This window comes from Desulfomicrobium baculatum DSM 4028 (assembly GCF_000023225.1).
GTDB lineage: Bacteria > Desulfobacterota > Desulfovibrionia > Desulfovibrionales > Desulfomicrobiaceae > Desulfomicrobium > Desulfomicrobium baculatum.
In genome coordinates this window covers 2,038,172-2,060,650 of the sequence record NC_013173.1, presented here as the reverse complement: position 1 = coordinate 2,060,650, position 22,479 = coordinate 2,038,172, and the positions used below count along the sequence as shown (strand labels likewise).

Here is a 22,479-nt window from a genome sequence, read left to right as displayed (position 1 = left end):
AAACGAGCCGGGCTTACGCCGGTTCGCCATTCATGGGGGAGGGGGTCTGACGGCTTTTGGTGACGCATTTCTTGCGATACGCGTCTTCAAGCTTGTAGAGCAGGTCTTCCAGATCCGCAGGTTTCATCAGGTAGTCGAAGGCACCGCAATTCATCCCCTCCATGGCCGCGTCGATGCTGGCGTGGCCGGTGAGCATGATGACCTCGGTACTCGGCCAATTGGTCTTGATCCTCTTCAAAACTTCCAGCCCGTCCATGCCCGGCATTTTCACGTCAAGGACAACCACGTCGCGAGGTTCCTCCGCCAGCATGGCCAGCGCCTGCTCGCCTCTCGACGCGCCTTGGGCCTTCAGGCCGCGCTTGGCCAGCCTTTTGATGATGGTGCGCAGGAAGTCTTCCTCGTCATCCACTAACAGTACTGAAAATTCTTCCATTTCGGCTCCTTGAAATCTTTGCGCAGGCATTGCCAAATCGTGGCGACCTTAAAGGCATGCATAGCCCGAGATGTGGCCGGGAGGCAACGCCCTTCTTGGTCCTTTGTGGCTGAGAATACAGACTTCTGCGTACGACACAAGGGATGTGTTTTGCTACGTTGCCAGGGCAGGAGGTGCACCAAACGCGCATCAAAGACCCCATCCCCCCTCTTCCCTGGCAACTGGGCGTACTGGGTTACCTCGGCGGCCTTCTTGCCTGGGTCCATGCTCTTCCCGTCGTTATCCTCTGCGCATTGACCGCGCTGGCATTGGTTCGTCGCGGCCGGACCCTCGCGTTCATGGTGCTGTGTTTCGGGCTGGGGCTGGTTGCGGGCAGGCCCGAGACGCAGGAGGGTCTGCCCGGCTGGAACGCGCAGACTCGAATCCGGGCCGTCGTGGATGAGGTGCGCACCTACCCGGGGCGCAGGATCGGTGTTTTTGCCCGCGATGTGGTCGCGCTGGACACAAACGCGACCTTGCCGGGCCGACTGCTCTGGACCTGGACCGACCCTCCTTTCGTGCCGGAGATCGGCCGGGAGTTCGAGGCGGACCTGCGCATCCGCGTACTGCGCTCAAGGGCCAATTTCGGTCTTTCCTCCACCGAGGAATACTGGAGCCGAAAGGACGTTCGGCACCGGGCGTATTCCCGTGGCGATGTCCCCGTGATCTGGGGCGAAGGCAGGACCTGTCTTCGTTCCGGACTCCTGGAGCTGGCGGGGACGCTGGTTCCGGATACGCCGGGCGGCGCGGCAGTCAGGGCGCTCCTTTTCGGGGACAGATTCCTGCTTGAGCCCGGTTTCATGGATCGCATCCGCCGGGCCGGACTGTCCCACAGTCTGGCCCTGTCAGGGCTGCATCTGGCGCTGGTCGCAAGCTTCGGTTTGGGTCTGGCCAGGGTGTCGAGCCGACTTTACCCCCGGCTACTTCTGGTCCTGCCTCGCCGGAAATTGGCCGTTATCCTGGCTTTGCCGCCGGTCATCACCTATCTTTGGCTCGGCGATTTTTCCCCGTCGCTGCTGCGCGCCTTTCTCATGCTTGCCGCCGTGGCCGCTCATCTCTTCATCGGATCACGGTCGCATCCGCAGGATTCTCTTTTTGTTGCCATGGCCGTGCTGGTCGTTTCCGACCCGGGCTCGGTCCACGATCTGAGCTTGCAGCTTTCCGTGCTGGCTGTCGGCGGGCTTGTTCTTTTCATGCCTGCCGTTGCGGCCCTGCTTGCCCCCTTGCGTGAACGGGGCGCCCTTTGGCGGCCCGTCCACGGGCTGCTGACGCTTCTGGCGGTGACATGCTGCGCCAACCTATTCATTCTGCCGATCCAGATTCTCTATTTTTCCGAGGTGACCGCACATCTCTGGCTCAATCTCCTCTGGTTGCCGGTGCTCAGTCTGGCCGTGTTGCCCCTGTCCTTTCTGGGGCTTGCGGCGTCGCTCTGCTGCCCGTTTTTGGCCGAGGGATGTTTTATCGCGGCCGCCTGGTGCGTGGACGCCTTGGACCGATTCCTGGTGCTGCTCGATGGCGCGGGGCGCCTTGCTGCAACGCCCGTGCTGCGTCCTGCGGGAGTGCAGGTGGCCGGGTACGCAGTTGTGCTGGTGGCGGGAAGCGTGCTCCTGACTGCTAAACGCCCCCGGACCAGAGAGCTTTTTTGTCTGGGGGTGGGCTTGGTTCTGCTGGCCGCTCCGTCCATGTGGCAGGAGGTTCGGCCGTGGCGAGACGAGGTCGAAATGACGGTGCTGGACACGGGCATGAGCCAGGCGGTCTATGTACGCGGCAGAACCGGGCGGACGGTGCTTGTGGATGGCGGGGGAGGCTGGAGCGTCGACTATGACCTGGGGCGCGCCGTGGTTGGGCCAGCCCTGACCTGGATGCATCCGCCAAGGTTGGACGGAGTGCTTTTGTCCCACATGCATGCCGATCACCTGCGGGGGCTTTTCTACATTCTGGATGCGTTTGATGTGGGCTGGTTCGGATGGAGCGGGCTAGTGGACAGCTCGAATGATTCAGGGCGGTTGGTCGCCAGGCTGGAGCAAGATCCATGGCCTGTGCGAGCGCTGCGCGCCGGAGACACTGTTGTCATTGAGCCTGGCCTGCGGCTTGAGGTGCTTCATCCCGCCGCGAGCGAGAAGGGCATCTCCGACAACGATACGTCCCTGATGCTGCGCCTGGTGTGGCGGGGACGCGGTCTGGCCCTGTTGCCAGGCGATCTGGAAAAACGGGCTCTCGCGCAGGTCATGAATGGGAATGCCACGCTGGCAGCCGAGGTGCTGGTACTTCCGCATCACGGCTCCAAGTCGAGCCTGCTGCCGCGTTTCTACAACATGGTGGGGGCGGCATGGGCCGTGGCTACCTGTGGGCCGGGCAACCGTTTCGGTTTTCCCCACCCTTCCGTGGTCGGTGCCTGCGAGAGGGCGGGCCTTACGGTTTTGACCACCGCCGAGCACGGCGCACTCACATTTTGCTGGCGGGGGGAGGATGCGGCCCGCGTCGAGAGTGCACGTTGCGGGCCGCAGGGCAGGGATTGATCTGATTGTGCCTCGCGGGGCTTTCCTGTATGGGCGTGTCGGTACGGACAACCTTGAAGGAGAAGCCGATGACAACCATCATGCCCGGTGACAAGAACCTGCGCAATGCCATTGCCTGGATCGAAGAGCGTCGCCACAAAGATCCCGATTTGAAAAAGCTCATGGCCCAGGCGGCCACGCAGTTCGACCTGACGCCGCCGGAAGAGTTGGCCCTGGCGAGGTTCTATCGCGAGGAGGCCGTGTCCCGGTGATTCGAGTGCCTCTCCTGCAGCGGGAACTCTTCAAGGAGATGGGGATTGTTGCCTCCATCAGTCTGGGAGGGTTTCTCAGTCTCATCCTGCTTGGTCGCCTGCTGCAATTGCGCGACCTGTTCATGGGCCAGGGCGTGACTTTTTTCGATCTGGTCAAGCTCTTTACCTATTTGAGCCCTTTTTTCCTGATCATGCTCATTCCGGTTTCGTGCATGCTCGGGGTTTTTTTGACTTTTCTGCGTATGGGGGCTGATCGGGAGCTTATTTCATTGCGTGCCGGCGGGGTCAGTCTCTGGCCTCTGCTGCCTGCGCCCCTGCTCCTGTGCCTGCTGTGTTCGGCGTTGACGGTATGGATTTCCCTCTCCGGCATATCCTGGGGCATGGACAATTTTCGCAATACGGTCGTGGAGTTGGCTCGGAACAAGACTTCCGTCAACGTGCAGCCCGGAGTTTTCAACACCTCCTTTCCGGGCCTGACCGTGTATGCCCGCCAGTCGGATCCGGGCAGCGGTGCGTTGCTGGACGTCTTCGTGCTCGACAGTTCACGGTCCAAGACTCGGGCTACCATTGTTGCTCCACTTGGCCGGATCGAGTCCGACTCGGAGCGTGGCCAGGTTTTTGTGCGGCTGGAGGACGGACACGTCTACCGCGAACAGGGCGGCGAGCTCAGTGTCATAAGCTTTGAGAGTTACATTCTTTCCTTGGACATGACCCGGCTTTTGGGCGGGTTTGAACTGAAGGACAAGGCTCCCAAGGAGATGTCCTGGGATGACCTGCGGACTCTCAAAGGCGATGGATTCGAGGACAGGAGCGTCAATTTTCAGCGCCGGGTGGACATCGAACTGCACAAGCGCTTTTCCTTGCCTGCGGCCTGTATCGTGCTTGGATTTTTCGCCCTGCCGCTGGCCTTTTTCTTCCAGGGCATGAAGCGTCAGTTCGGCTTGATCGCCTGCCTGGGCACCTTTTTTCTTTATTACGTGTTCCTTTCCGGGGGCATGGCCCTTGCGGAAGGCGGCATCATTGCTCCGGCTCTGGCCTTGTGGCTGCCCAATGTCGTTTTCATGCTGGCTGCGGGAATCGGCATGTGGCTGGTCGCGGCGGAAAAGGAGGTCAATTTTCAGGTGCTCCGGTCCTGGATGCTGCGAACCGTGGGCATGAAGGGGGCCGACGCATGAATCTGCTGACACGTTATATTCTGCGGCAAAATCTATTTCTTTTGCTTTTGGTCTGCGGAATCGGCCTTGGTATCTATGTCTTTATCGATCTTTTCGACCGGCTGGATAATTTTCTGGAAGCGGGAGTCGGGTTGTCGTCCGTGGGCGCCTATTTTCTCTATCGCACGCCTTTCATTCTGGCCCAGATTTTTCCGGCGGTCTTTCTGATCGCGCTCATGGTGCAGATGGGGCTCATGCTGCGCAGTCGCGAATTGCTGGCCCTGGAAGCATGCTCCGTGTCTCCGGGCGCGGTGGCCAAATCCGTGATTTGGTACGCCCTCGCCCTTTGCGTGGCGCAGCTCTTTTTTTCCGAGGCGCTGGGCGTCAGCGGGCACAGGGCGGCGGAGCGGATCTGGAACGAGGAGGTGCGCGATCGGCAGATTGAAAAACGGCAGCTGTCCGACCTCTGGTTTCGCGAAGGCAATCGCATCGTGCATATGGGGTCAGTGACTCCGGCTGCGGGGCGGGGCTTGGAGCTGACGGTTCATGTTCTGGAGGATGACGACGCCGGAAGCATCCGGGAGATTATCCGGGCGCAGGAGTTCACGTCCGCGCCGGAGGGCTGGCTTTTGTCCGGCGTGACGCGCACGCTGCCCGCAACCTTTGAAGTGCAGAAGGCGGCGCAGATGGAGCTTGATTTGCGTACCGACGTGAGCAGCTTTCTCATCGTCGATCCCAAGACTCGGCTTGAGTCGTTGCCTCTTTTGCAATTGGGCGCTGAAATAAAGCGGCTGAGGGATTCCGGATCCAATATCGAGCGGTTGCAGACCGCCTGGCACATGAAACTGGCCTATGCGGGCTCGGTTCTGGTCATGGCGCTTATCGCCCTGGCTGTGGTGTCTTTTTTCGGATCGCTTTTCGTCATCATTCCCCTCGGGCTGGTGGCCACATTTTGTTATTATGGCTTGTTCGTGCTGTGCGCCTCGGCCGGGGAAAAGGGGTTGGTGCCGCCGGTACTGGCAGCCTGGGCGGCCAATGCCTTCTTTACGGCCGTCGCAGGCGGATGGTTGCTGCGCGGCCGATCCTTTCATCTGGGTTGATTGCCGACAGGGGGCTGTGATGGTCTGGTGGATAACAATTGGCGGATTTGTGCTCGGATGCCTGATTGCCTATGCCCTGATTCAGGGCAACTCGGATGAGGACAAGGATTCGTGACCGTGTGTCGTGGTCTCCTCAACGGGTTCCAGATATCTGGTCAGAATCCGCAGGATTTCCGGGTAAAAATCGTCTGAAAAACTGAGCCCAAGGATGTTTTCCTTGGCCAGCAAGCGGGCACGGGTCGAGCCGAAGACCGTGGAGAAGATGACGCTGGCGGCGAGGTTGGGCTCCAGGTCGGCGCGGATTGAACCATCACCGATGCCCCTGCGCAGGCACTCAAGCATTTTTTCCACCACGCGGGAACAGACGGTCAGGATTTCAGAGTTGTCCGCGTCGACGGTGTTGGCCAGGAACGGGGAGCAACGCAGCAGGGTCAGGAAACCTGATTCGGGCGTCGTGGAAGCCTTCAGGATGCACTTTGCGAAATTGAGTACGCCGCTCAGTCCGTCGGATGCATAATACTGGCTCTCATCTATTTTGAGCAGCAGGTCGGTGAGAATTTCAATTTCCACCAGTTGGAACAGGTTTTCCTTGCTCCCATAGTGGTGGGCGATGAGGCCGTCGGCAATGCCTGCCTCCTGGGCGATGCGCTTGTAGGTGGTTTCCGCGTACCCAAGTTCCCCGAATAGCCGTTTGGCCGTCTCCAGAATGCGTTCTTTGTTGCCCATGACCACAGCGCCTGCCTCCTTGTTTTTTACAACGTCTTGTACCCAGCCCCTCCTGGCCAGTCCACCATTTTTCCGCCCTGTTTTTGTGCGTTCACTCAGTATTTATTCTTCGCTGATCAGCCAAGTGAGTACGTGTAATCCACTTTTTAAAAAAGGGTTTTTCAAAACTCTTGACGCGTAACTCTTCTTAATTTAGCGCACTAGCAAAATATATTGAGCGCACACTTAAGGTGTCGCGCTTGTGGAGCAAACAGTGCAACAAAGGGGAGGATGGATGCGAACTTTGAAAACGTGGGTCATGGCCTGCTGTCTGGTGCTGGTCACGGTGCAGTTCTGTTCTGCGGCGGGTTTTGCTATTTATGAATGGGGCGCCCGTGACATGGCCCTGGGTGGCGCCACTGTGGGCCGCGCCGATGACCCGGCCGCGCTTGCGAGCAATCCGGCGGGCATTACGCAGCTTGAAGGCGTACAGGTTACCGCCGGCGTCTTGGGCATCCATCCCGTGCTTGATGTCGAGGCCAATGGCAAGTCGAAGACCTCGGATGAGGACGCCCTGTACCTGCCTCCGCATTTTTACGCCACCTGGAAGGTCAACGATCGTTACAGCGTCGGCCTGGCAACCTTCTCGCGTTTTGGGCTCGGTACAGTCTTCGATGAAGACTGGGAAGGCCGCTACAATTCCTACGAAGGGGTCATGGAGAGCGTGTCCGTCAACCCCAACGTGGCCGTTAAGGTCACGGATAAGCTTTCCGCCGCCTTCGGCGTGGAGGCCATGTATTTAAATTTTAATCTGAAAAAGAAGATTAACTTCGGCGCTGTTGGTCAGCCTGACGGCGACACGGATCTTGAGGCCGACGGTATGGGCTACGGCTTCAACATGGCCCTGCATTATCAGCCTTGCGATTACGCCAAGCTGGGCCTGTCCTATCGCAGTCCCATCACGATGAAAGTCACGGGTGACGCGAATTTTTCCGACATCCCCACCGCGCCGGTCCCCTTCGAAGCCCTGGGAGCTTTCCGTGACACTTCCGCCCACGGTACCGTGACCCTGCCGGACTCCTTTGCTTTCGGCGTGGCCGTGTACCCCATAGACAAGCTGAGCGTCGAAGTCGGCGCGGTTTACACCCTCTGGAGCAAGTACGACGAACTGAAGATTGGATTCGGGGATGACGTCATCCCGGTCAACAGCAATCCGTTCAACTTGACGGATGAGACCACTTCGGAGAAAAACTGGAACGACGTATGGCGCTTCAACGTCGGTGTCGAGTACGCAGCACTGGATTGGCTCGATCTGCGCCTCGGCTACGTCTATGACAACACCCCTGTGCCCGACGACACCATCGACTATCTTCTGCCCGACAGCGACCGCCAGATCTTCAGTACGGGCCTCGGCTTCCACAAGGACAACTGGGCCGTGGACGTGAACTACTCCTATCTGCTTTTCGCGGACCGCGACATTGACGGCCGCGCCGCAGACTACGTCTATGACGGTGAGGTCAATGACGCCGATTGCCACATAGCCGGCGTGTCCTTCACGTACAAGTTCTAGTCCTTCCTTACTGCCTTGATGCCACGAAAAAACGCCCCGTTTCTCGGGGCGTTTTTTCGTGGCGCATTCTGTCTGCGCATTTTCTGCCGGTGCGGGCGCTAACGGGCATGTAGCAGTTGGCAAACACCACGGTTTTGCGAGCATGCATGCAATTGAGTTTCCAGTTCAAGGAGCTTCAGCCTGTCATCCATTGACGTTTCTTTTACGAAGTGAATGAAAGGAGCTCAGGTCCGGAAGCGACCGAGCAGGGTGAACAGGTTGGCGGCCAGCTTGCGCAGCTCCTCAGCGTTGCGGGCAACCTCTGCCGTGTTCTGGTTGGTGCTTTCGGCCGCGTTGTTCACGTCCGCGATTTCGTCCGAGATGTCCTTAATGACCGCCGAACTCTGGGCCACGTTCACGTTGATCTCCTGCAAGCCCTGCGAGGCCTGGGCCACGTTGCCTGCGATGTCGCGGGTGGCCACGGACTGTTCTTCGATGGCGGCGGCCACGCTGGCGATGATGTTGTTTATCTCCTCGATAATCTTGGAAATGGTAATAATCTGGCCTTCAGTCGTTTTTGAAGTGCCTTGGACTTCGACGATGCGTTCCTTGATTTCTTCCGTGGCCGTGGCGGTCTGCTTGGCAAGCTCCTTGATTTCGTTGGCCACCACCGCGAATCCCCGCCCGGCCTCTCCGGCCCTGGCCGCCTCGATGGTCGCATTGAGAGCCAACAGATTGGTCTGATCCGAAATCTCGGTGATGATGGCCGTGACCTTGCCGATATCCATGGCCGCATCACCCAGTGCGCTCATGGCGGCGGTCGCGGCCCCGGCTTCGGTCATGGCCCGTCCGGCCACGGTTCTGGCCTTTTCAGTGTTGGAGGCGATCTCGGTTATGGTTACGGCCATTTCTTCCGTGGCCGTGGCCACCATATTGGTGTTCTGGGTGGTCTGCTCCATGGCCGCGGCCACGCTGCTGAACCTGGAATTGAGATCCTGGGTCGCTGATGCGACGGATTCGGCCTTGCGGGCCGCCTCGTTCGCGCCTGTGGTAAGGGCCTGGGATATGGACAGCAGCCGGTCGGATGCGTTGTTCAGGCTTCCGCCGTTGGAGACGACTTCACTGATGATGGCGCGGAGCTTGTCCAAAAAGGTGTTGAACCAGCGGGCCATCTCGCCGATTTCATCATTGGAAGTCACGTCGAGTTTGCGTGTCAGGTCGCCCTCGCCTTCGGCCACATCCTTGAGCATGCCGGTAGCGTTGATAATGGGCCTGGCCATGGTGTTGGCGAAAATAGCGGCCAGGGCCAGGAAAACGGCCATGAGCACCACGGCCATGATCGCCATTTTGCGCAGCATGGTGTTGAACCCGGCCATGACCTCCTCTTTTTCGATCACGCCGACGAGCTTCCAGCCCAATCCCTCAATGGTGTGCACCTGGGCGAACCAATCTTTGTCATCCATGCGCACTTCCATTCCGCCCTGGCTGATCGCGCCCAGTTCCGTCAGGGCCGGAACTCCGGTTTCATTCATTTTCTTGAAGTTGAGGTCGTCATGCCGGGGGTTGGCCAGGATTGTCCCGTCATCCTGCACCAGGATGACGTACCCGGTCTGGCCCATGGGTGATTTTTCGATGAGACTGGTCAGTACCCCCAGCCCTACGTCGAGTCCGGTGCAGCCGATGATTTCGCCGCTCTCGGAAGTGATGGGAAACATGTTGCTGATGACCGCTTCGCCCGTGGTCGACATGTAGGCAGGGGAGAGGGACGCCTTGTCCGGGGTTTCCATGGCCGTGGTGTACCATGGTCGTTTTCTCGGATCATAGCCGGGGGGCATTTCATTGTCGCCCGAGGAGACGAAGCCGCCCCACTTGGTGCCGATGAATACCTCGACGTATTCGGGATGCGCGGCGTTGATGTTCTTGAAGAATCGCGCCATTTCCTCTTCAAGCGGACTGCGGACAATGTCTTTGGGCGCTTTCTTCTCGGTTTCGGTCACATAACTGTGCAGGGATTCGTCGGCTCTGCGGACCAGGGCGTCGCGGGCAATCATGGTCGTCATTTTCAGAGCCTTGTCCACGAATATGCCGATGGCCCGGTCTATCTGGGACAACTCTTTGGACGCGGAATTGTGGAATGTGGCGATGGAGGAGTCGCGGATCTGAAGTCCCAGCACGACGCAGGTGATCAGAATCGAAGTCAGAATGGTGCTGGAAAAGGCAAAAAGGAGCTTTTTGCGAATAGAGAGCTTCATCCGAATCTCCTTCCCTGCTGCTGGGATGGCTTGAGTTGGGGTGGATCAGGGATCAGTATTGTCATACATATACCAAATGAGTCGGAATGATCCAGAGCTTTTTTCCCGGAAGCGAAATTGACACCTGTTACGTGTTCAAAGCAGTGAGGATTTATTGAAAAAGAAGGAAGGCGACAAAAGAAAAGCCGGTTTCCCGGCTTGAAGAGCGTTTATGCAGACGCGTATCTGTTGCTTCGAAAATTTCAGCAGTTATTCGTCGCTGTAGGACACGCTTCCTTTTCCTTGACCAGATAAATGGCAGGCAGGGAAACGAGGGTGGTGGCGAATTTGATGATGGTGTTGCTGAAGAAGATGGACCATACCACCGATCCTTCAAACAGACCGCCAAAAGCGATCCAGCAGAAGATGAGGCTGTCCAGCGGGATGCTGACCGCATTGCTGGCCAGGACTCTGGACCACTGGTGGCCGGCCGTGACTTTTTTCTTCCACAGGCTGTAGATTTCCGTGTCGGTCAGTTCGGAAATGACTTCGGCGATGATGGACGCGAAAACAAGCCTCCACAGGGGCGCCAGCACCTGGCCGAACTCCGGCTGCGCGCCCACTCCCATATCCGGAGGCAATACGGAAACCAGCCAGAAATATCCGGCCATGAGCAGGTTGAAGGCGGCGGCGGTGATGATCATCAGCCGCGCCCCCTGCTTGCCCATGGTCTTGTGCACCATGTCGCGCAGGGTGAAGGTCAGGGGGTAGATGAAGGTCCCGGCGTCGATGGACATGCCGCCGAGCATGACAATGCGCAGAGATCCGACATCGGAAAATATCTGCAGGGCGATATAGGACGCCACGAGGACGACGATGGTTTGCATGGGGTGCTCCAAACGATGAAATAGGGCTTTCCCCTAGACCGAAGAGGCTGGCCTGTAAATACCGTTTTTGAGGCGGCAGCGGGGTAATCACACCGCGCCGGCCGCACTGGTCGCTGAGGGTAACGGTCGTGCCGGTCGAAACGGGCGGTCAGGCTTTTTCCGATTCCTGCGCCAGCCGCTCCCGTTTGCGTTCTTCCAGGCGCAGTTCCCGGCGCATGCCTGCTTCGCGGTTACGGCGCTGGTGGGTCGGGGTTTCCAGGATGAGGCCCGGCACGAGCGCTGGTTTTTTGTCCGGCCCCATGGCCACGAAGGTCAGGTAGGCCGAGGCCGCGTGACGCTGCTCGCCGGTCATGAGGTCTTCCACGACCACGCGCACCCCGATCTCCATGGACTGTTTTCCGGCCCTGTTCACGCTGGCGTGCAGCAGCATGAGCTCTCCCACCTTTACGGCCGCCTTGAACTCCATGCGGTCGATGGAGGCCGTGACCACGCTCATGCGCGCGTGGCGCATGGCGCAGACCGCTCCGGCCAAGTCGAGGTGTTTGAGTATCACCCCGCCATGCACGTTGCCGGCAGGGTTGGCGTCCTCGGGCAGGGCGCGGTGGGTCATGAGCGTTTCGCTCTCGCTGACTTTGCGGGCGGTGTCGGTCATCAGATTCGTCCTTCTTCCAGCGCGTGACAGGCGGCCTGGCTGCCGTTCGGGCGTTTCAGCAGTTTCGGGATCTCGCGGCGGCAGCGTTCCTCCACGAACGGGCAGCGGGTGTGGAAGACGCAGCCCGTGGGCAGATGGATGGGGGTGGGCACCTCGCCCTTCAGGCGGATGTGGGCGAAGCCCTTGGCGCCGAGCTTGGGGATGGCTGAGAGCAGGGCGCGGGAATAGGGGTGCTGCGGGTCGCCGTAGAGGCTCTTCTTGTCGGCCAGTTCGCACAGGGTGCCGAGGTACATGACGGCCACCCGGGTGCTGATGTGCTCGACCACGGACAGGTCGTGGGTGATGAACATGTAGGTCAGGCCGAAGCGCTCCTGGCAGTCCATGATCAGGTTCAGGATCTGGGCCTGGATGGACACGTCCAGCGCCGAGATGGGCTCGTCAGCGACGATGAATTCCGGGTCGACCATCAGCGCGCGGGCAATGCTGATGCGCTGGCGCTGGCCGCCGGAAAATTCGTGCGGGAAGCGTCCGGCCCAGGCCGGGTCCACGCCGACCTGGCGCATGACCTCGGCCACCTTGTCCTGAACCTGGGAGCCGGACAGCTCGGGAAAGTGGAAATGCGTCGGCTCTTCCAGGATCTGGCGCACGGTCATGCGCGGGTTCAACGACGCGTAGGGGTCCTGGAAGACCATCTGCATTTTGCGGCGGTAGGGGAGCATTTCTTTTGGCGAGAGATTGTCGATACGCTGTCCGCGAAAGGCGATTTCGCCGCTGGTGGGCGGGTAAAGGCCCAGCACCGTGCGCCCCAGCGTGGACTTGCCGCAGCCCGATTCGCCGACCACGGACAGGATTTCGCCCTGCACGATGTCGAGGGAAACATCGTTTAATGCCTTGACTGTGGTCGTGGTCAGGGTCGGCGTGCCGCCGGAAAAACTGATCCGGTCCAGAAAGCCGCCGGAGATGTCGAAGTGCTTCACCACATTGCTGATGCGCACGAGAGATTTACTGTCTGTCATGGTCTACCTGGATTGCGAGTAAAGATGACAGGCCACCAGGCCCGAGTTTTCAGAATCACCGAAGAGCGGGGGCGCTTCACGCTGACAGATGTCCATGGCGTGTTCGCAGCGCGGGTGGAAGGCGCAGCCCGGAGGGATGCTGGTCAGGTTGGGCATCATGCCCGGAATCTGGTGCAGCCGTCCGCGTCCGCCTCCGCCCTGGGGCAACGCCTGGATCAGCCCCTTGGTGTAGGGATGCCTGGGGTTTGTGACGATGCCGGCCGTCGGACCCTGCTCGACGATGCGCCCGGCGTACATGACCGCGATCTTCTCCGTGACCTGCGAGACCACGCCCAGATCATGGGTGATGAGGATGAGGCCCATGTGCTCGTGCTTGCACAGCTCAAGCAAGAGAGCCATGACCTCGGCCTGAATGGTCACATCGAGCGCCGTGGTCGGCTCGTCGGCGATAATCAGGCTCGGGTTGGTCAGAAGCGAAATGGCGATGACCACGCGCTGGCGCATGCCGCCCGAGAGTTCGTGCGGGTACTGCCCCAGGCGCTTGCCCGGAGAGGAGATATAGACTTTTTGCAGTTTTTCCAGCGCGATTTCGCGGGCATGGGCGGCGCTGACCTGGTTGTGGGCCTGGATGGTCTCGACCATCTGCGTGCCGATGGTCAGCACGGGGTTCAGGGTCATCATGGGGTCCTGGAAGATCATGCTGATGCGGTTGCCGCGAATGCCGCGCATCTGTTCCAGCGGGTAGGCGCTGATCTCTTCGCCCTCGAAGAGGACGCGGCCCGAGGCGATGAAGCCGGGCCTGCTGATCAGGTTGATGATGGAAAACCCGGCCACGGATTTGCCCGCGCCCGATTCACCCACCAGCCCCATGCGCTCGCCGGGATTCAGGGTGAAATTGATGCCGTTCAGGGCAGTGAGGTCTCCGGAACGCAGCCCGAATTTGACCACCAGATCCTGCACTTCAAGAAGATGGGTCATTGGTCATCCTTTGTACAGTTTGGGGTTGAGAACGTCCTGCACCCAGTCGCCGAGCAGGTTGATGACCAGAATGAGGAGCACGAGCAGAAATCCGGGGAACATGGTGATCCACCATGAGCCGCTGAAAATGTAGTCGAAGCCCGAATTGATGAGCGAGCCCAGGGACGGCTTGGTGATGGGCATGCCCAGCCCCAGGAAGGAAAGGGCCGCCTCGCTCATGATGGCGTGAGCCACCTGCACGGTGGACAGGACCAGGATGGGCGACATGGTGTTGGGGAGGATGTGCCGCCACATGATGCGGTTCGCGGGCAGACCCATGACGCGGGCCGCCTCCACGTATTCCTTCTTCTTTTCGGCCAGGACCGAGGCGCGCACGGTGCGGGCGTACTGCGGCCATTCGGCGATGCCGATGACCAGCACCAGAAAAGGCACGGCCATGCTTTCGAAGGCGGCCACTCCGAAAATGGCCTGAAAAATGGCCGAGAGAAAGATGGCCACCATGAGGGTCGAGAAACTGAGCTGCACGTCGGCCATGCGCATCAGGAAGTTGTCGACCCTGCCGCCCTTGTATCCGGCGATGAGCCCGAGCACGATGCCGATGACGGCCTGCATGAAGGTCGCGCCGACGCCGATGATCAGCGAGATGCGCATGCCGTAGAGCATGGTGCTGAGCATGTCCCGGCCCTGGGCGTCGGTGCCGAGGGTGAAGTTCTGGTCGCCGTTCTCCATCCACACCGGCGGGATTTCCGAGTCCATGATGTTGATGGTCGTGGTGTCGTAGGGATCGTGCGGAGCGATGACCGGCGCGCCGAAGGCGGCCAGGGTCAGCAGAGCCAGCACGATGAAACTGCCCATGGCCACCGGGTCATGCAGAAAGCTGTACAAAAAGTACGAGCCGCGGAATTGCTTCCAAAGTCTCATTATTTCCTTCCTGTGATGCGGACCATGGGATTGACCAGGCCATAGATGATGTCAACGGCGGTGTTCACCACCACGAAGATGATGCCGACGAAAATGAGATAGGCCACCAAAAGGGACGTGTCCGCCCGCTCGACGGCTTCGAGGAACAGAAAGCCGAGGCCTCCCCACTGGAACACGGTCTCGGTCAGAATGGTGAAGGCGATCATGGTCCCGATCTGCACGCCGCCCACGGTGATGACCGGAAGCAGCGTGTTCTTGAAGGCATGCACGAACCAGATGCGCATGCGCGGCAGTCCCTTGGCCCAGGCGAACTTGACGTATTCGGTCTGCAGCACCTCCATCATTTCCGAGCGGATGAGGCGCACGAAGAGCGGCAGCATCAGCGCGGTCAAGGCCGTGGTCGGCAGGATGAGGTGCCTCAGGCCGTCCAGAGTCAAAAGTCCTGATTCCCAGCCCCAGACATTGACCGTTTCTCCGCGTCCGTACGACGGCAGCCAGTTCAGCTCGATGGCGAAAACATAGATGAGCAGGATGGCGATGAGAAAAATGGGTACGGAAACGCCGATGGTGCTCAGGCCCATGATCAGCCTGGAGAGCAGCCGCCTGGGGTAGATGGCGCTGTAGATGCCCATGGGGATGGACAGGATGACAATGAGAACCGTGCAGCACATGACCAGCTCGATGGTCGCCGGAGCCTTGTTCAAAATGACTTCCATGGCCGGCTTCTTGTAGAAGAAGGACTGGCCGATGTTGCCTTCCAGCACGGCGCCTTTCAAAAAACGGCCGTACTGAATGAGGAACGGGTCGTTGAGTCCCAGCTTCTCGCGGATGGCGTCGCGCTCGGCGGCTGAAACCGAAATGCCGGTCAGTTCGCGCACCGGGTCGCCCACGTTCTGCTTGAGGGCGAAGCCGATGAAGCTGATGATGAGCATGACGATGATGGCTTGGATAATACGGCGGACAGTGAATGCAAACATGTGTGAATCCGTTGCCGTCCTGGCGGTCAAGCGCGCTTGCGGCCGCGCGGACGGGGGGTGTTTGTTCGAAAAAGGGCAGGCTTTGTGAAAAGCCTGCCCCGCGTACACAGTCTTGGCAAATGGATCAAGTCGTCAAAGAGGGCTATTCCACGACTAGGTCGCCCAGGTACGGGAAGTCCATGATGTTGACGACGGGCTGGATATCCACGCCCTTCTTGGCTGCCCAGGACAGGTTCTGCCAGTGCAGGGGCACATAGGCGGCGTCTTCGTAGGCGATCTTCTCAACTTCCTGCAGCAGCGCCTTGCGCTTTACGCGGTCGTTCTCGACGTTGGCCTGGTTGACCAGTTCGTCGAGCTTGGCATTGCAATAGTTGCCGCTGTTGTACTGGCCCTTGCCGGTTTCCTTGTTGGGGCACATGAGCAGGTATTCGGAGTAGTTGGCGGAGTCCTCGGTGTCGGAGTGCCAGCCGATCATCTGGATGTCGGCCACCTGGGCGTCGAATTCATCCCAGTACTGGGCCTTGGGCATGGTCTTCAGGCTGACCTTGATGCCGATCTTGGAGAGCATGGAAACCACGGCTTCGGCGATCTTCTCGTCGTTCACGTAGCGGTTGTTGGGGGCGATCATGGTCGCTTCGAAGCCGTTCTCGAAACCGGCTTCCTTCATCAGCTGCTTGGCCTTGGCCAGGTCGAAGCGGGGGGCCAGGCCTTCCACGTAGCCGTCAAAGCCTTCCGGGCCCTGCTGCTGGGCGGCGGTGGCGGTGCCCTTCATCAACTTGGCCACGATGCCGGCGTTGTCGATGGCCGCGATGACGGCCTGACGGACTTTGAGGTTCGCGAATTCAGGCTTTCTCTTCTGGTTGAGCTGGAAGGTGATGATGCGGCTGCCGGCCATGGAGACCAGGTTGATGTCCTTGTTGCTGCCCAGACGTTCGAAATCCTGGGGGGGGACAGGGGCGATGAAGTCGACGCCGCCGGACAGGAGGGCCGCTGTGCGGGTCGCGTTTTCCTTGATGGGGGTGAGGATGATTTCGCTTACGTTACCCTTGCTGTCCTTGTCCCAGTAGTCGGCGAAGCGCTTGTAGACCATCTTCACGCCCTGTTCGCGGGACTCGACATAGAAAGGTCCGGTGCCGGACTCGTTCTGGTTGGCAAAGGAATATTCGGTCTTGACGATGGCGTCTTTGGGCAGGCCCTTTTCGTCGGTGCCGGTGTAGAACTTGGAATCAAGGGGGAAGATGTAGGTGGCCATGTTTTCCACCAGCGGATAGGGCTCGGTGGTGATGATGTCGACGGTGTAGTCGTCGATGATCTTGGGGGTTGCGAAGGAAGTGAAGAGGCCTTTGAAATCTTCGCTTTTCTTCAGGCGGTCGATGGTCCAGACCACGTCGGCGGCGGTGAAGGGGTTGCCGGAGTGGAACTTGACGCCTTCGCGCAGATAAAAACGCACGGTCAGGTCATCGATGCGCTCCCACTTGGTGGCCAAGCGGGGCTCGAATTTCATGTCCTTGGTCCAGCGGATCAGCGGATCAAAGCACAGGTGGGTGTACTGCAGCATGCCGCCGGAGAGCTGGACATGCGGGTCCATGGACTCCGGATCGGCGTCGAGGGCCATCTTCAGGGTTTTGCCTTGGGCAGCCGTGGCCAGAAAGATGAATGCCAGCGCGAAAAAGAGCAGTTTTTTCACAAACAACCTCCTTGAATGATGAATCGATATGGCGTCCTGCCGGGAACATCCCGGCGGGGGGTCTCGCGTGAGCGTGGTCTGGTCGATAGGCGTCTGGATAAACACGCTGATTCTTGTCAGTTCGTGAACGGGCAAGCGGCGATAAACATAGCCGATTATTCGAAATAACTGAAGCGAAAAATTAGCTTGGAGTATCTATAATCTATTTTTGGTCCCGGCTCCAGCGTTTTCGTCATTGCCGGTTAAGACGTCATTGCGCCGTTGCGCATTTCACTGCGCGGATGGCTCGAAGGAACGCAGACATCTCTGCGTGGCGGAGCGAGCCGGCCGTTGTCATTGCGGGAACGGCCTACCCCTGCGCTGATACTTGATGACCGCGTTGGTGTGTTCGCGCAGGGAGCGGCTGAAGTGGTGGGACCCGTCCTGTCTGGCCACGAAATAGAACAGATCGTGCTTTTCGGGGTCGGATGCGGCCTGCAGCGCCGCCGCGCCGGGCGAGCAGATGGGGCCGGGGGGAAGGCCGGGGTGGACGTAGGTGTTGTAGGGGTTTTTGGGGTCCTGCAGGTGCGAGCGGCGCAGGTTGCCGTCGAATTTCTCGCCCAGGCCGTAGATGATGGTCGGGTCGCATTGCAGCAGCATGCCGACCCGCAGGCGGTTGGCATACACTCCGGCCACTGTACCGCGCTCGGACGGGACGGCCGTCTCTTTTTCCACCAGCGAGGCCAGAATGACCATGCGGTGCAGCTCATCAGGGTCCTTGGACTGAGGAAGCTCTGCCACCGTGGCCCTGAAATGGTCCAGAAGGGCTTTTAAGATGGGATAGGGATCCTGGCCCGGGATACGCGGAAAAAAATAGGTTTCCGGGAAAAGGTACCCTTCGGCAGTGGTGGCGTTTATGCCCTGGGACTGCAGAAAGTCGCGGTCGTTGCAGGCGGCGAGAAATTTATCGGTCGTGGTCAGTCCGGTGGCGTTCACGGCCTGGGCCACTTCACGCATGGTCAGCCCTTCGGGGAAGTGCAGCCGATAGAGGATGGGCCGGCCGGAGGACAGGACTTCAAGTATCTGCCGTGGCGACATGTTCGCGGCAAGCTCGAACTCTCCGGCCTGCAACGTGGCCTTGCGAAAACGCCCGTAGGTTCGGAAAGCCTCGCCCCAGCGAACCAGACCCTCGTTTTCCAGCCGCGAGGATACCGTGAACAGGTTCTCGCCCGGTTCGACATTGAAAATCACCGTGCTATTGGAGGCAGGGTCCAGAGGCGTTTCGATGAATTGCCGGGCCGCAAACAGTGTCGCCCCGGCTGCCAACGCCACGAGCACAAGTCCTGCCAGGAAGAACTTCAGCCAAAGTTTCATGAATTTTCCAGGTACGTTTCCAGAATGCAGACCGCGGCCATCTGATCGAGCATTTCCTTGTGCTTTCGTTCAGGCACGCCGGCTTCCCGCAGACGCTGCCGGGCATCAAAGGAGGTCAGGGCCTCGTTGACCAGGTGGATGGGAAGCTCCGTTCGCCTGGCCAGGCTGTCGCGAAAGTTCAGCACCTGCCGGGTGGTCAGGGTCTCATCCCCGTTCATGTCAAGGGGCAGGCCCAGGACGATGGCCTCCACGCCTTCGCTCTCGATGATGCTCATGAGATCGGCGAAGAGCTTGTCGCGGGTGCTTTTGTCCAGGGTTTTGAACGGAAAGGCCATGCCTTGCCGGGCCATGGCCAATCCGATTCTTTTTTGCCCGTAATCGATGCCGAGTATCTTCATGGTGCCTGCGTAATCGTCTGCACAGTGTTCTGGACGGAGGCCTTGGCCAGCTGCTTGTGGAAATTCTTGCGCCACGCATCACCATGTCTGAGGCGGGCCAGGAATTCGAGAGTGTGCACGACATCGCGCTTTACTCCCATTTCAAGCAGCGTGCGGCTGATGCCGATCTTGCAGGACGGGCAGCCGACGATCACCGGGCTCTCGGCGGGGTATCCGGCGAGATCAACGGTGAGCTGTTCCTTCTTGCGCATGCGCAGGCGGTTGTAGATTTTGGGCGAGGTCAGCGCGCCCAGGCCCGATTCGCCGCAGCAGAACGGCGAGATGCCCACTTTCGAGCCGACCATCTTGCCCAGCTCGGATGCGTAGATTTCTCCGGCCTTGAGCGGCGCGACGCCGGTCCATTCGTGATGGCAGGCCGCATGGTAGAGCAGTTGCTCCGGGCCCTGTCCGAATCCGCCCTTGCCTTGCTGGATGATGAACTGGACCACGTCCTGAAATTCCACCTGCCGCGTTTCCAGGGATTTGAGGCGATAGCCCTTGATGCCTTCACGGCAGGTGCCGCAGGCGGTCAGTACCGCCTTGATGACGAACCCCGCCGCTTCGGCCTGGCGGATCAGCCCTTCCATGACTTTCTGGTTGTCCGCGCCAATGCGCTCGAACTGATCCTTGCAGCCCGAGGACAGGAGCGGATAGCCGCAGCAGAGATGGTTCGGCGGCAGGATCACGCTCACCCCCGCGTCAAGCAGCAGACGCACCGAGGCCATGCCGATGGATTGGTAGAAAAGGCCCGCGCCGCAGCCCGGAAAATAGATCACCGCGCGTTTGCTGCCGATATTTTCGGAGGTGATGATGTTGCCTTTGTCCAGGTTCAGGCCTTCCTTGAGGTTCTTGAACTGGGTGCTCGGACCCTTGCCGCGCAGCAGAGGGCTGTCCAGGCGCTCGCGCCATTTGGCGGGCAGCAGGTTTACTGCGCGGTTGCCCATTTCCTGCCCGATGCCGGCGATCTTGGCCATCTTGGGCAGGGTTGTCTGCGGGTCCTGGCTCAATAGGTTCAGGACCCGGTTCTTGAACGGGTGTCCGCCCGCGCCTTTTTCCTCCAGATAGGCGCGCATCTGCAGGGTCACGTCCTGGGTGCGGATCTTGACCGGGCAGATGGCGTAACATTTGCCGCAGGCCGTGCAGTGCTCCAGGATCTTGCGCAGTTCGCCCAAAAGGCGGGTTTCGGGTTCGCCGTTCTGGAGTTGCGAGTAGTAGATGGCCTCGACCAGTGCGCCGAGGGTGATGTTCTTGTTACGCGGGTGGAAGAGCAGCCCCTTCTGGGGCAGATACATGGGGCAGACCTGCTTGCATTTGCCGCAGCGGGTGCAGGTCTGCACGTTCAGGAGCAGATTGATCAGACTTTCCTTGCCCGGCAGCGCCGTCTTGTTGATGTCCTTTATGAGCCGGTTGAAGGAAAAGGTGTAGGGCACGACCACCAGGTCGCGCTGGGTCAGCTTGCCGGGGTTGAAGATGTTGTTGGGGTCGACCTTCTTCTTGTAGGTCCGAAGGGCTGCGATCTTTTCTTCGGCCAGAAAGCCGATCTTGGTGATGCCGATGCCGTGCTCGCCCGAGACCTGGCCCTTGAACTCTAGCACCTTGTGAAAGATCTTTTCCACCGCTTCTTCGGCCAGGCCCAGCATGCGCGGGTCGTTGGAGTTGACCGGCAGGTTGACGTGGCAGTTGCCGTCGCCCGCGTGCATATGGTTGGCGATGACCACGCGGGTGCTCTGCATGGTGTCGAAGATCTTGGTCAGTTCTTCATGCAGTTTGGAATATTTGGATTTCAAGTGCTGGAAGAAGAAGGAGGTCTGCAGCTGCAGTTCCTGTTCGGGCAGGTCCTCCTTGGAGGTTTTGCCCTTGATGATGGCCGAGGCCACGTCCATCTCCATGCGGATGAACTCGTCGTCGACCTCGATGCCCGGCAGGATTTGTACCTGTTGCAGGGCATCGCGGTAGGCTATGGCCAGATAATAGAGGTTCTGTTCTTCCAGAAAATCCGCGAAATCCGGGATGACCTCAAGGGGAATGACGATGTCCTCGTTGAGCTTGAATCCGCTGGTGCGCTTGGAGATGGCCGAGAGCTGATGGCGGTCGTGCCAGAACACCTCCGCCTCCTGGGCGTCGGCGGCCACGAAGCTGTCCACGTTGTCGTAACGTTCGCAGATCCCGGTGATGCGGCGCACCGCCTCGAAGACGGCCTCTTCATCCACGGAGTCAAGCTGCACGATGAGGACCGAAATGGGGATGCCGTCGAATTTTTGTGATTTCTTGGAATACTCGATGGCCTGGACGTACTTGATCCCGAATTCCTCCAGAGCCGAGAGCTTGACCAGGTCGCCCTGGGTGCGGATCTCGTCGCGCAGGGCCACGATGTCTTTTATGACGTACATGGCGTTGCGCATGGAATTTCCGTAAAATTCCAAACACATGACTCGCGAGTGACGCAGGATGGGGTAGAGGGTGAAGGTGGCCTCGGTGATGATGCCGTCAACGCCCTCTTTCTGCACGCCGGGCAGGCCGCCCAGAAACTTGTTGGTCACGTCCTTGCCCAGCGCCGTGCCCCGGATCTCGTCGCCCTGCAGGGTGATGACATCGCGGCTGTTGCCGAATTCGTCCATGACCTCAAACACCGCGGTGTCTTCCGGCATAATCTTGTGCCGGGGATGGTTCACGCGGTTGATCTGGATCACGTCGCCCGTGGGCATGACCATCTTGTAGGACAGCAGGTTGTCGAGAGTGGTCCCGTATTCGAAGGCGAAAGGACCGCCGGCGTTCTCCGAGACGTTGCCGCCGATGGACGACGCGGCCTTGGAGGCTGGGTCCACGGTCAGGAGCAGCCCCTTGGCCGCTGCCGCCTGGATGGCGGTCAGGGTGATCACCCCGGACTGCACGGTGATGGTCCGGGCCTGCACGTCGATGTCGAGGATTTCCTTGAAGCGGCTCAGACTCAAAATCACGCTGCGCGGCTTGGCGGGCACGGCGCCGCCGGTCAGGCCGGAGCCCCCGCCGCGGGGCACGATGGGAAAGCCCATCTCGTTGGCCAGACGGATGATGCCCTGGATCTGGGAGGTGTTTTCCGGAAAAACGACCAGGGCCGGCAATTCCATGCGCAGGTCGGTGGCGTCGGTGGAGCACTCGATGAGGTTGTTCGAGGTCGAGACGACCTGCTCCTTGTTCATGATGGAGGACAGGCGGGAGATCAGCGTGGTCTTGAATTTCTGGTCTGCTTCGTAGCTTTGCCAGAAACGTTCCAGGCAACCGGACAGCTCGCGGTAGTACTCCGGAGACAGGGCCGCGCGTTCGGCCTGCAGCCTGGCGTTTACGCTCTGGCGTACATCCTTGGCCGGAATGAAGGGATTGTAGCGGATGATGAACAGTTCTTCCGCCAGATCCAGGGCCAGTTGCTGCAGATATTCGGGCCAGGTCTGGAATTCTTCAAGCGGGAGTCCCAGAACGCGCTTGACCAGGCGTTCGGGGGCCAAGGAGATATGTGGTCCTTTTTGAGGCATGTTGGTTCCATATGTAAGGCCGGCAGGCGGCGTTGTGGTTTGAGACAGGACGCAAAAAGAGGGTTCGCTGTCAGGCAAACC

The 22,479-nt window shown here is 59.7% G+C and carries 18 protein-coding genes; 5 read left to right on the top strand and 13 right to left on the bottom strand.

Annotated features, from left to right (window positions below):
• Nucleotides 1-13: 13 nt before the first annotated feature.
• A complete protein-coding gene (locus DBAC_RS09055) occupies nt 14-433 on the bottom strand; it encodes a response regulator (protein ID WP_015773989.1) in 420 nt (139 codons plus the stop codon).
• Between the two features lie 173 nt (nt 434-606).
• On the opposite strand from DBAC_RS09055, the gene DBAC_RS09050 reads away from it, so the two are divergent.
• The 4 genes from DBAC_RS09050 to DBAC_RS09035 all read left to right on the top strand — a co-directional run bounded on the left by DBAC_RS09050 (nt 607) and on the right by DBAC_RS09035 (nt 5,496).
• Nucleotides 607-2,991, top strand: coding sequence for a DNA internalization-related competence protein ComEC/Rec2 (locus tag DBAC_RS09050; RefSeq protein WP_167320927.1), 2,385 nt, complete (start codon nt 607-609; stop codon nt 2,989-2,991).
• A 68-nt stretch (nt 2,992-3,059) separates the two neighbouring features.
• On the top strand, nt 3,060-3,242 hold the full coding sequence (locus DBAC_RS09045) for a hypothetical protein (RefSeq protein WP_015773987.1): 183 nt from the start codon (nt 3,060-3,062) through the stop codon (nt 3,240-3,242).
• A complete protein-coding gene (gene lptF, locus DBAC_RS09040) occupies nt 3,239-4,417 on the top strand; it encodes an LPS export ABC transporter permease LptF (protein WP_015773986.1) in 1,179 nt (392 codons plus the stop codon). Before DBAC_RS09045 ends, lptF begins: the two co-directional genes overlap by 4 nt.
• Nucleotides 4,414-5,496: an LptF/LptG family permease gene (locus DBAC_RS09035; protein ID WP_015773985.1), complete on the top strand. Its 1,083-nt coding sequence runs from the start codon at nt 4,414-4,416 to the stop codon at nt 5,494-5,496. Before lptF ends, DBAC_RS09035 begins: the two co-directional genes overlap by 4 nt.
• An 81-nt stretch (nt 5,497-5,577) precedes the next feature.
• On the opposite strand, the gene DBAC_RS09030 is transcribed toward DBAC_RS09035, so the two are convergent.
• Nucleotides 5,578-6,222: a TetR/AcrR family transcriptional regulator gene (locus tag DBAC_RS09030; protein WP_143890869.1), complete on the bottom strand. Its 645-nt coding sequence runs from the start codon at nt 6,220-6,222 to the stop codon at nt 5,578-5,580.
• 274 nt (nt 6,223-6,496) lie between these two features.
• Here DBAC_RS09030 and DBAC_RS09025 point away from each other — a divergent pair, with 274 nt between their 5' ends.
• Nucleotides 6,497-7,771: an OmpP1/FadL family transporter gene (locus DBAC_RS09025; RefSeq protein WP_015773982.1), complete on the top strand. Its 1,275-nt coding sequence runs from the start codon at nt 6,497-6,499 to the stop codon at nt 7,769-7,771.
• 224 nt (nt 7,772-7,995) lie between these two features.
• Here the strand turns inward: DBAC_RS09025 and DBAC_RS17900 are convergent, their stop codons facing one another.
• The 11 genes from DBAC_RS17900 to DBAC_RS08970 form a co-directional block, all read right to left on the bottom strand.
• The gene (locus DBAC_RS17900) at nt 7,996-10,002 is read right to left on the bottom strand and encodes a methyl-accepting chemotaxis protein (protein ID WP_015773981.1); all 2,007 of its coding nucleotides are present in this window, start codon (nt 10,000-10,002) and stop codon (nt 7,996-7,998) included.
• A gap of 242 nt (nt 10,003-10,244) precedes the next feature.
• Nucleotides 10,245-10,868, bottom strand: a complete 624-nt coding sequence (locus DBAC_RS09015) for a queuosine precursor transporter (protein ID WP_015773980.1) — start codon at nt 10,866-10,868, stop codon at nt 10,245-10,247.
• A gap of 148 nt (nt 10,869-11,016) precedes the next feature.
• Nucleotides 11,017-11,520 carry an acyl-CoA thioesterase gene (locus tag DBAC_RS09010; RefSeq protein ID WP_015773979.1) on the bottom strand — a complete coding sequence of 168 codons (504 nt, stop codon included), beginning with the start codon at nt 11,518-11,520 and terminating at the stop codon, nt 11,017-11,019.
• Complete coding sequence (locus tag DBAC_RS09005) at nt 11,520-12,536, bottom strand: ABC transporter ATP-binding protein (RefSeq protein WP_015773978.1); 1,017 nt, start codon at nt 12,534-12,536, stop codon at nt 11,520-11,522. The genes DBAC_RS09010 and DBAC_RS09005 overlap by 1 nt, the downstream gene beginning before the upstream one ends.
• 3 nt (nt 12,537-12,539) lie before the next feature.
• On the bottom strand, nt 12,540-13,514 hold the full coding sequence (locus DBAC_RS09000) for an ABC transporter ATP-binding protein (RefSeq protein ID WP_015773977.1): 975 nt from the start codon (nt 13,512-13,514) through the stop codon (nt 12,540-12,542).
• Nucleotides 13,515-13,517: 3 nt separating this feature from the next.
• Nucleotides 13,518-14,435: an ABC transporter permease gene (locus DBAC_RS08995; protein ID WP_015773976.1), complete on the bottom strand. Its 918-nt coding sequence runs from the start codon at nt 14,433-14,435 to the stop codon at nt 13,518-13,520.
• Nucleotides 14,435-15,412, bottom strand: coding sequence for an ABC transporter permease (locus DBAC_RS08990; RefSeq protein WP_015773975.1), 978 nt, complete (start codon nt 15,410-15,412; stop codon nt 14,435-14,437). The genes DBAC_RS08995 and DBAC_RS08990 overlap by 1 nt, the downstream gene beginning before the upstream one ends.
• A gap of 142 nt (nt 15,413-15,554) precedes the next feature.
• Entirely contained in the window at nt 15,555-17,099 is a 1,545-nt protein-coding gene (locus tag DBAC_RS08985; RefSeq protein ID WP_015773974.1) for an ABC transporter substrate-binding protein, read from the bottom strand.
• A gap of 333 nt (nt 17,100-17,432) precedes the next feature.
• A complete protein-coding gene (gene mltG, locus DBAC_RS08980; RefSeq protein ID WP_015773973.1) occupies nt 17,433-18,452 on the bottom strand; it encodes an endolytic transglycosylase MltG in 1,020 nt (339 codons plus the stop codon).
• Nucleotides 18,449-18,850 (bottom strand): Holliday junction resolvase RuvX, encoded by a 402-nt coding sequence (gene ruvX / locus DBAC_RS08975; RefSeq protein ID WP_015773972.1) that lies wholly within the window; start codon nt 18,848-18,850, stop codon nt 18,449-18,451. The genes mltG and ruvX overlap by 4 nt, the downstream gene beginning before the upstream one ends.
• Complete coding sequence (locus DBAC_RS08970; RefSeq protein ID WP_015773971.1) at nt 18,847-22,398, bottom strand: FAD-binding and (Fe-S)-binding domain-containing protein; 3,552 nt, start codon at nt 22,396-22,398, stop codon at nt 18,847-18,849. The genes ruvX and DBAC_RS08970 overlap by 4 nt, the downstream gene beginning before the upstream one ends.
• Nucleotides 22,399-22,479 lie beyond the last annotated feature (81 nt).

Bases quoted from the DNA above. Each gene is read 5' to 3' on its own strand.
- mltG (WP_015773973.1), bottom strand. From the start codon at position 18,452: ATGAAACTTTGGCTGAAGTTCTTCCTGGCAGGACTTGTGCTCGTGGCG.
- DBAC_RS17900 (WP_015773981.1), bottom strand. From the start codon at position 10,002: ATGAAGCTCTCTATTCGCAAAAAGCTCCTTTTTGCCTTTTCCAGCACC.
- DBAC_RS09010 (WP_015773979.1), bottom strand. From the start codon at position 11,520: ATGACCGACACCGCCCGCAAAGTCAGCGAGAGCGAAACGCTCATGACC.
- DBAC_RS09025 (WP_015773982.1), top strand. From the start codon at position 6,497: ATGCGAACTTTGAAAACGTGGGTCATGGCCTGCTGTCTGGTGCTGGTC.
- DBAC_RS09030 (WP_143890869.1), bottom strand. From the start codon at position 6,222: ATGGGCAACAAAGAACGCATTCTGGAGACGGCCAAACGGCTATTCGGG.
- DBAC_RS08995 (WP_015773976.1), bottom strand. From the start codon at position 14,435: ATGAGACTTTGGAAGCAATTCCGCGGCTCGTACTTTTTGTACAGCTTT.
- ruvX (WP_015773972.1), bottom strand. From the start codon at position 18,850: ATGAAGATACTCGGCATCGATTACGGGCAAAAAAGAATCGGATTGGCC.
- DBAC_RS09045 (WP_015773987.1), top strand. From the start codon at position 3,060: ATGACAACCATCATGCCCGGTGACAAGAACCTGCGCAATGCCATTGCC.
- DBAC_RS09000 (WP_015773977.1), bottom strand. From the start codon at position 13,514: ATGACCCATCTTCTTGAAGTGCAGGATCTGGTGGTCAAATTCGGGCTG.
- DBAC_RS09015 (WP_015773980.1), bottom strand. From the start codon at position 10,868: ATGCAAACCATCGTCGTCCTCGTGGCGTCCTATATCGCCCTGCAGATA.
- DBAC_RS08990 (WP_015773975.1), bottom strand. From the start codon at position 15,412: ATGTTTGCATTCACTGTCCGCCGTATTATCCAAGCCATCATCGTCATG.
- DBAC_RS09035 (WP_015773985.1), top strand. From the start codon at position 4,414: ATGAATCTGCTGACACGTTATATTCTGCGGCAAAATCTATTTCTTTTG.
- DBAC_RS09055 (WP_015773989.1), bottom strand. From the start codon at position 433: ATGGAAGAATTTTCAGTACTGTTAGTGGATGACGAGGAAGACTTCCTG.
- DBAC_RS08970 (WP_015773971.1), bottom strand. From the start codon at position 22,398: ATGCCTCAAAAAGGACCACATATCTCCTTGGCCCCCGAACGCCTGGTC.
- DBAC_RS09005 (WP_015773978.1), bottom strand. From the start codon at position 12,536: ATGACAGACAGTAAATCTCTCGTGCGCATCAGCAATGTGGTGAAGCAC.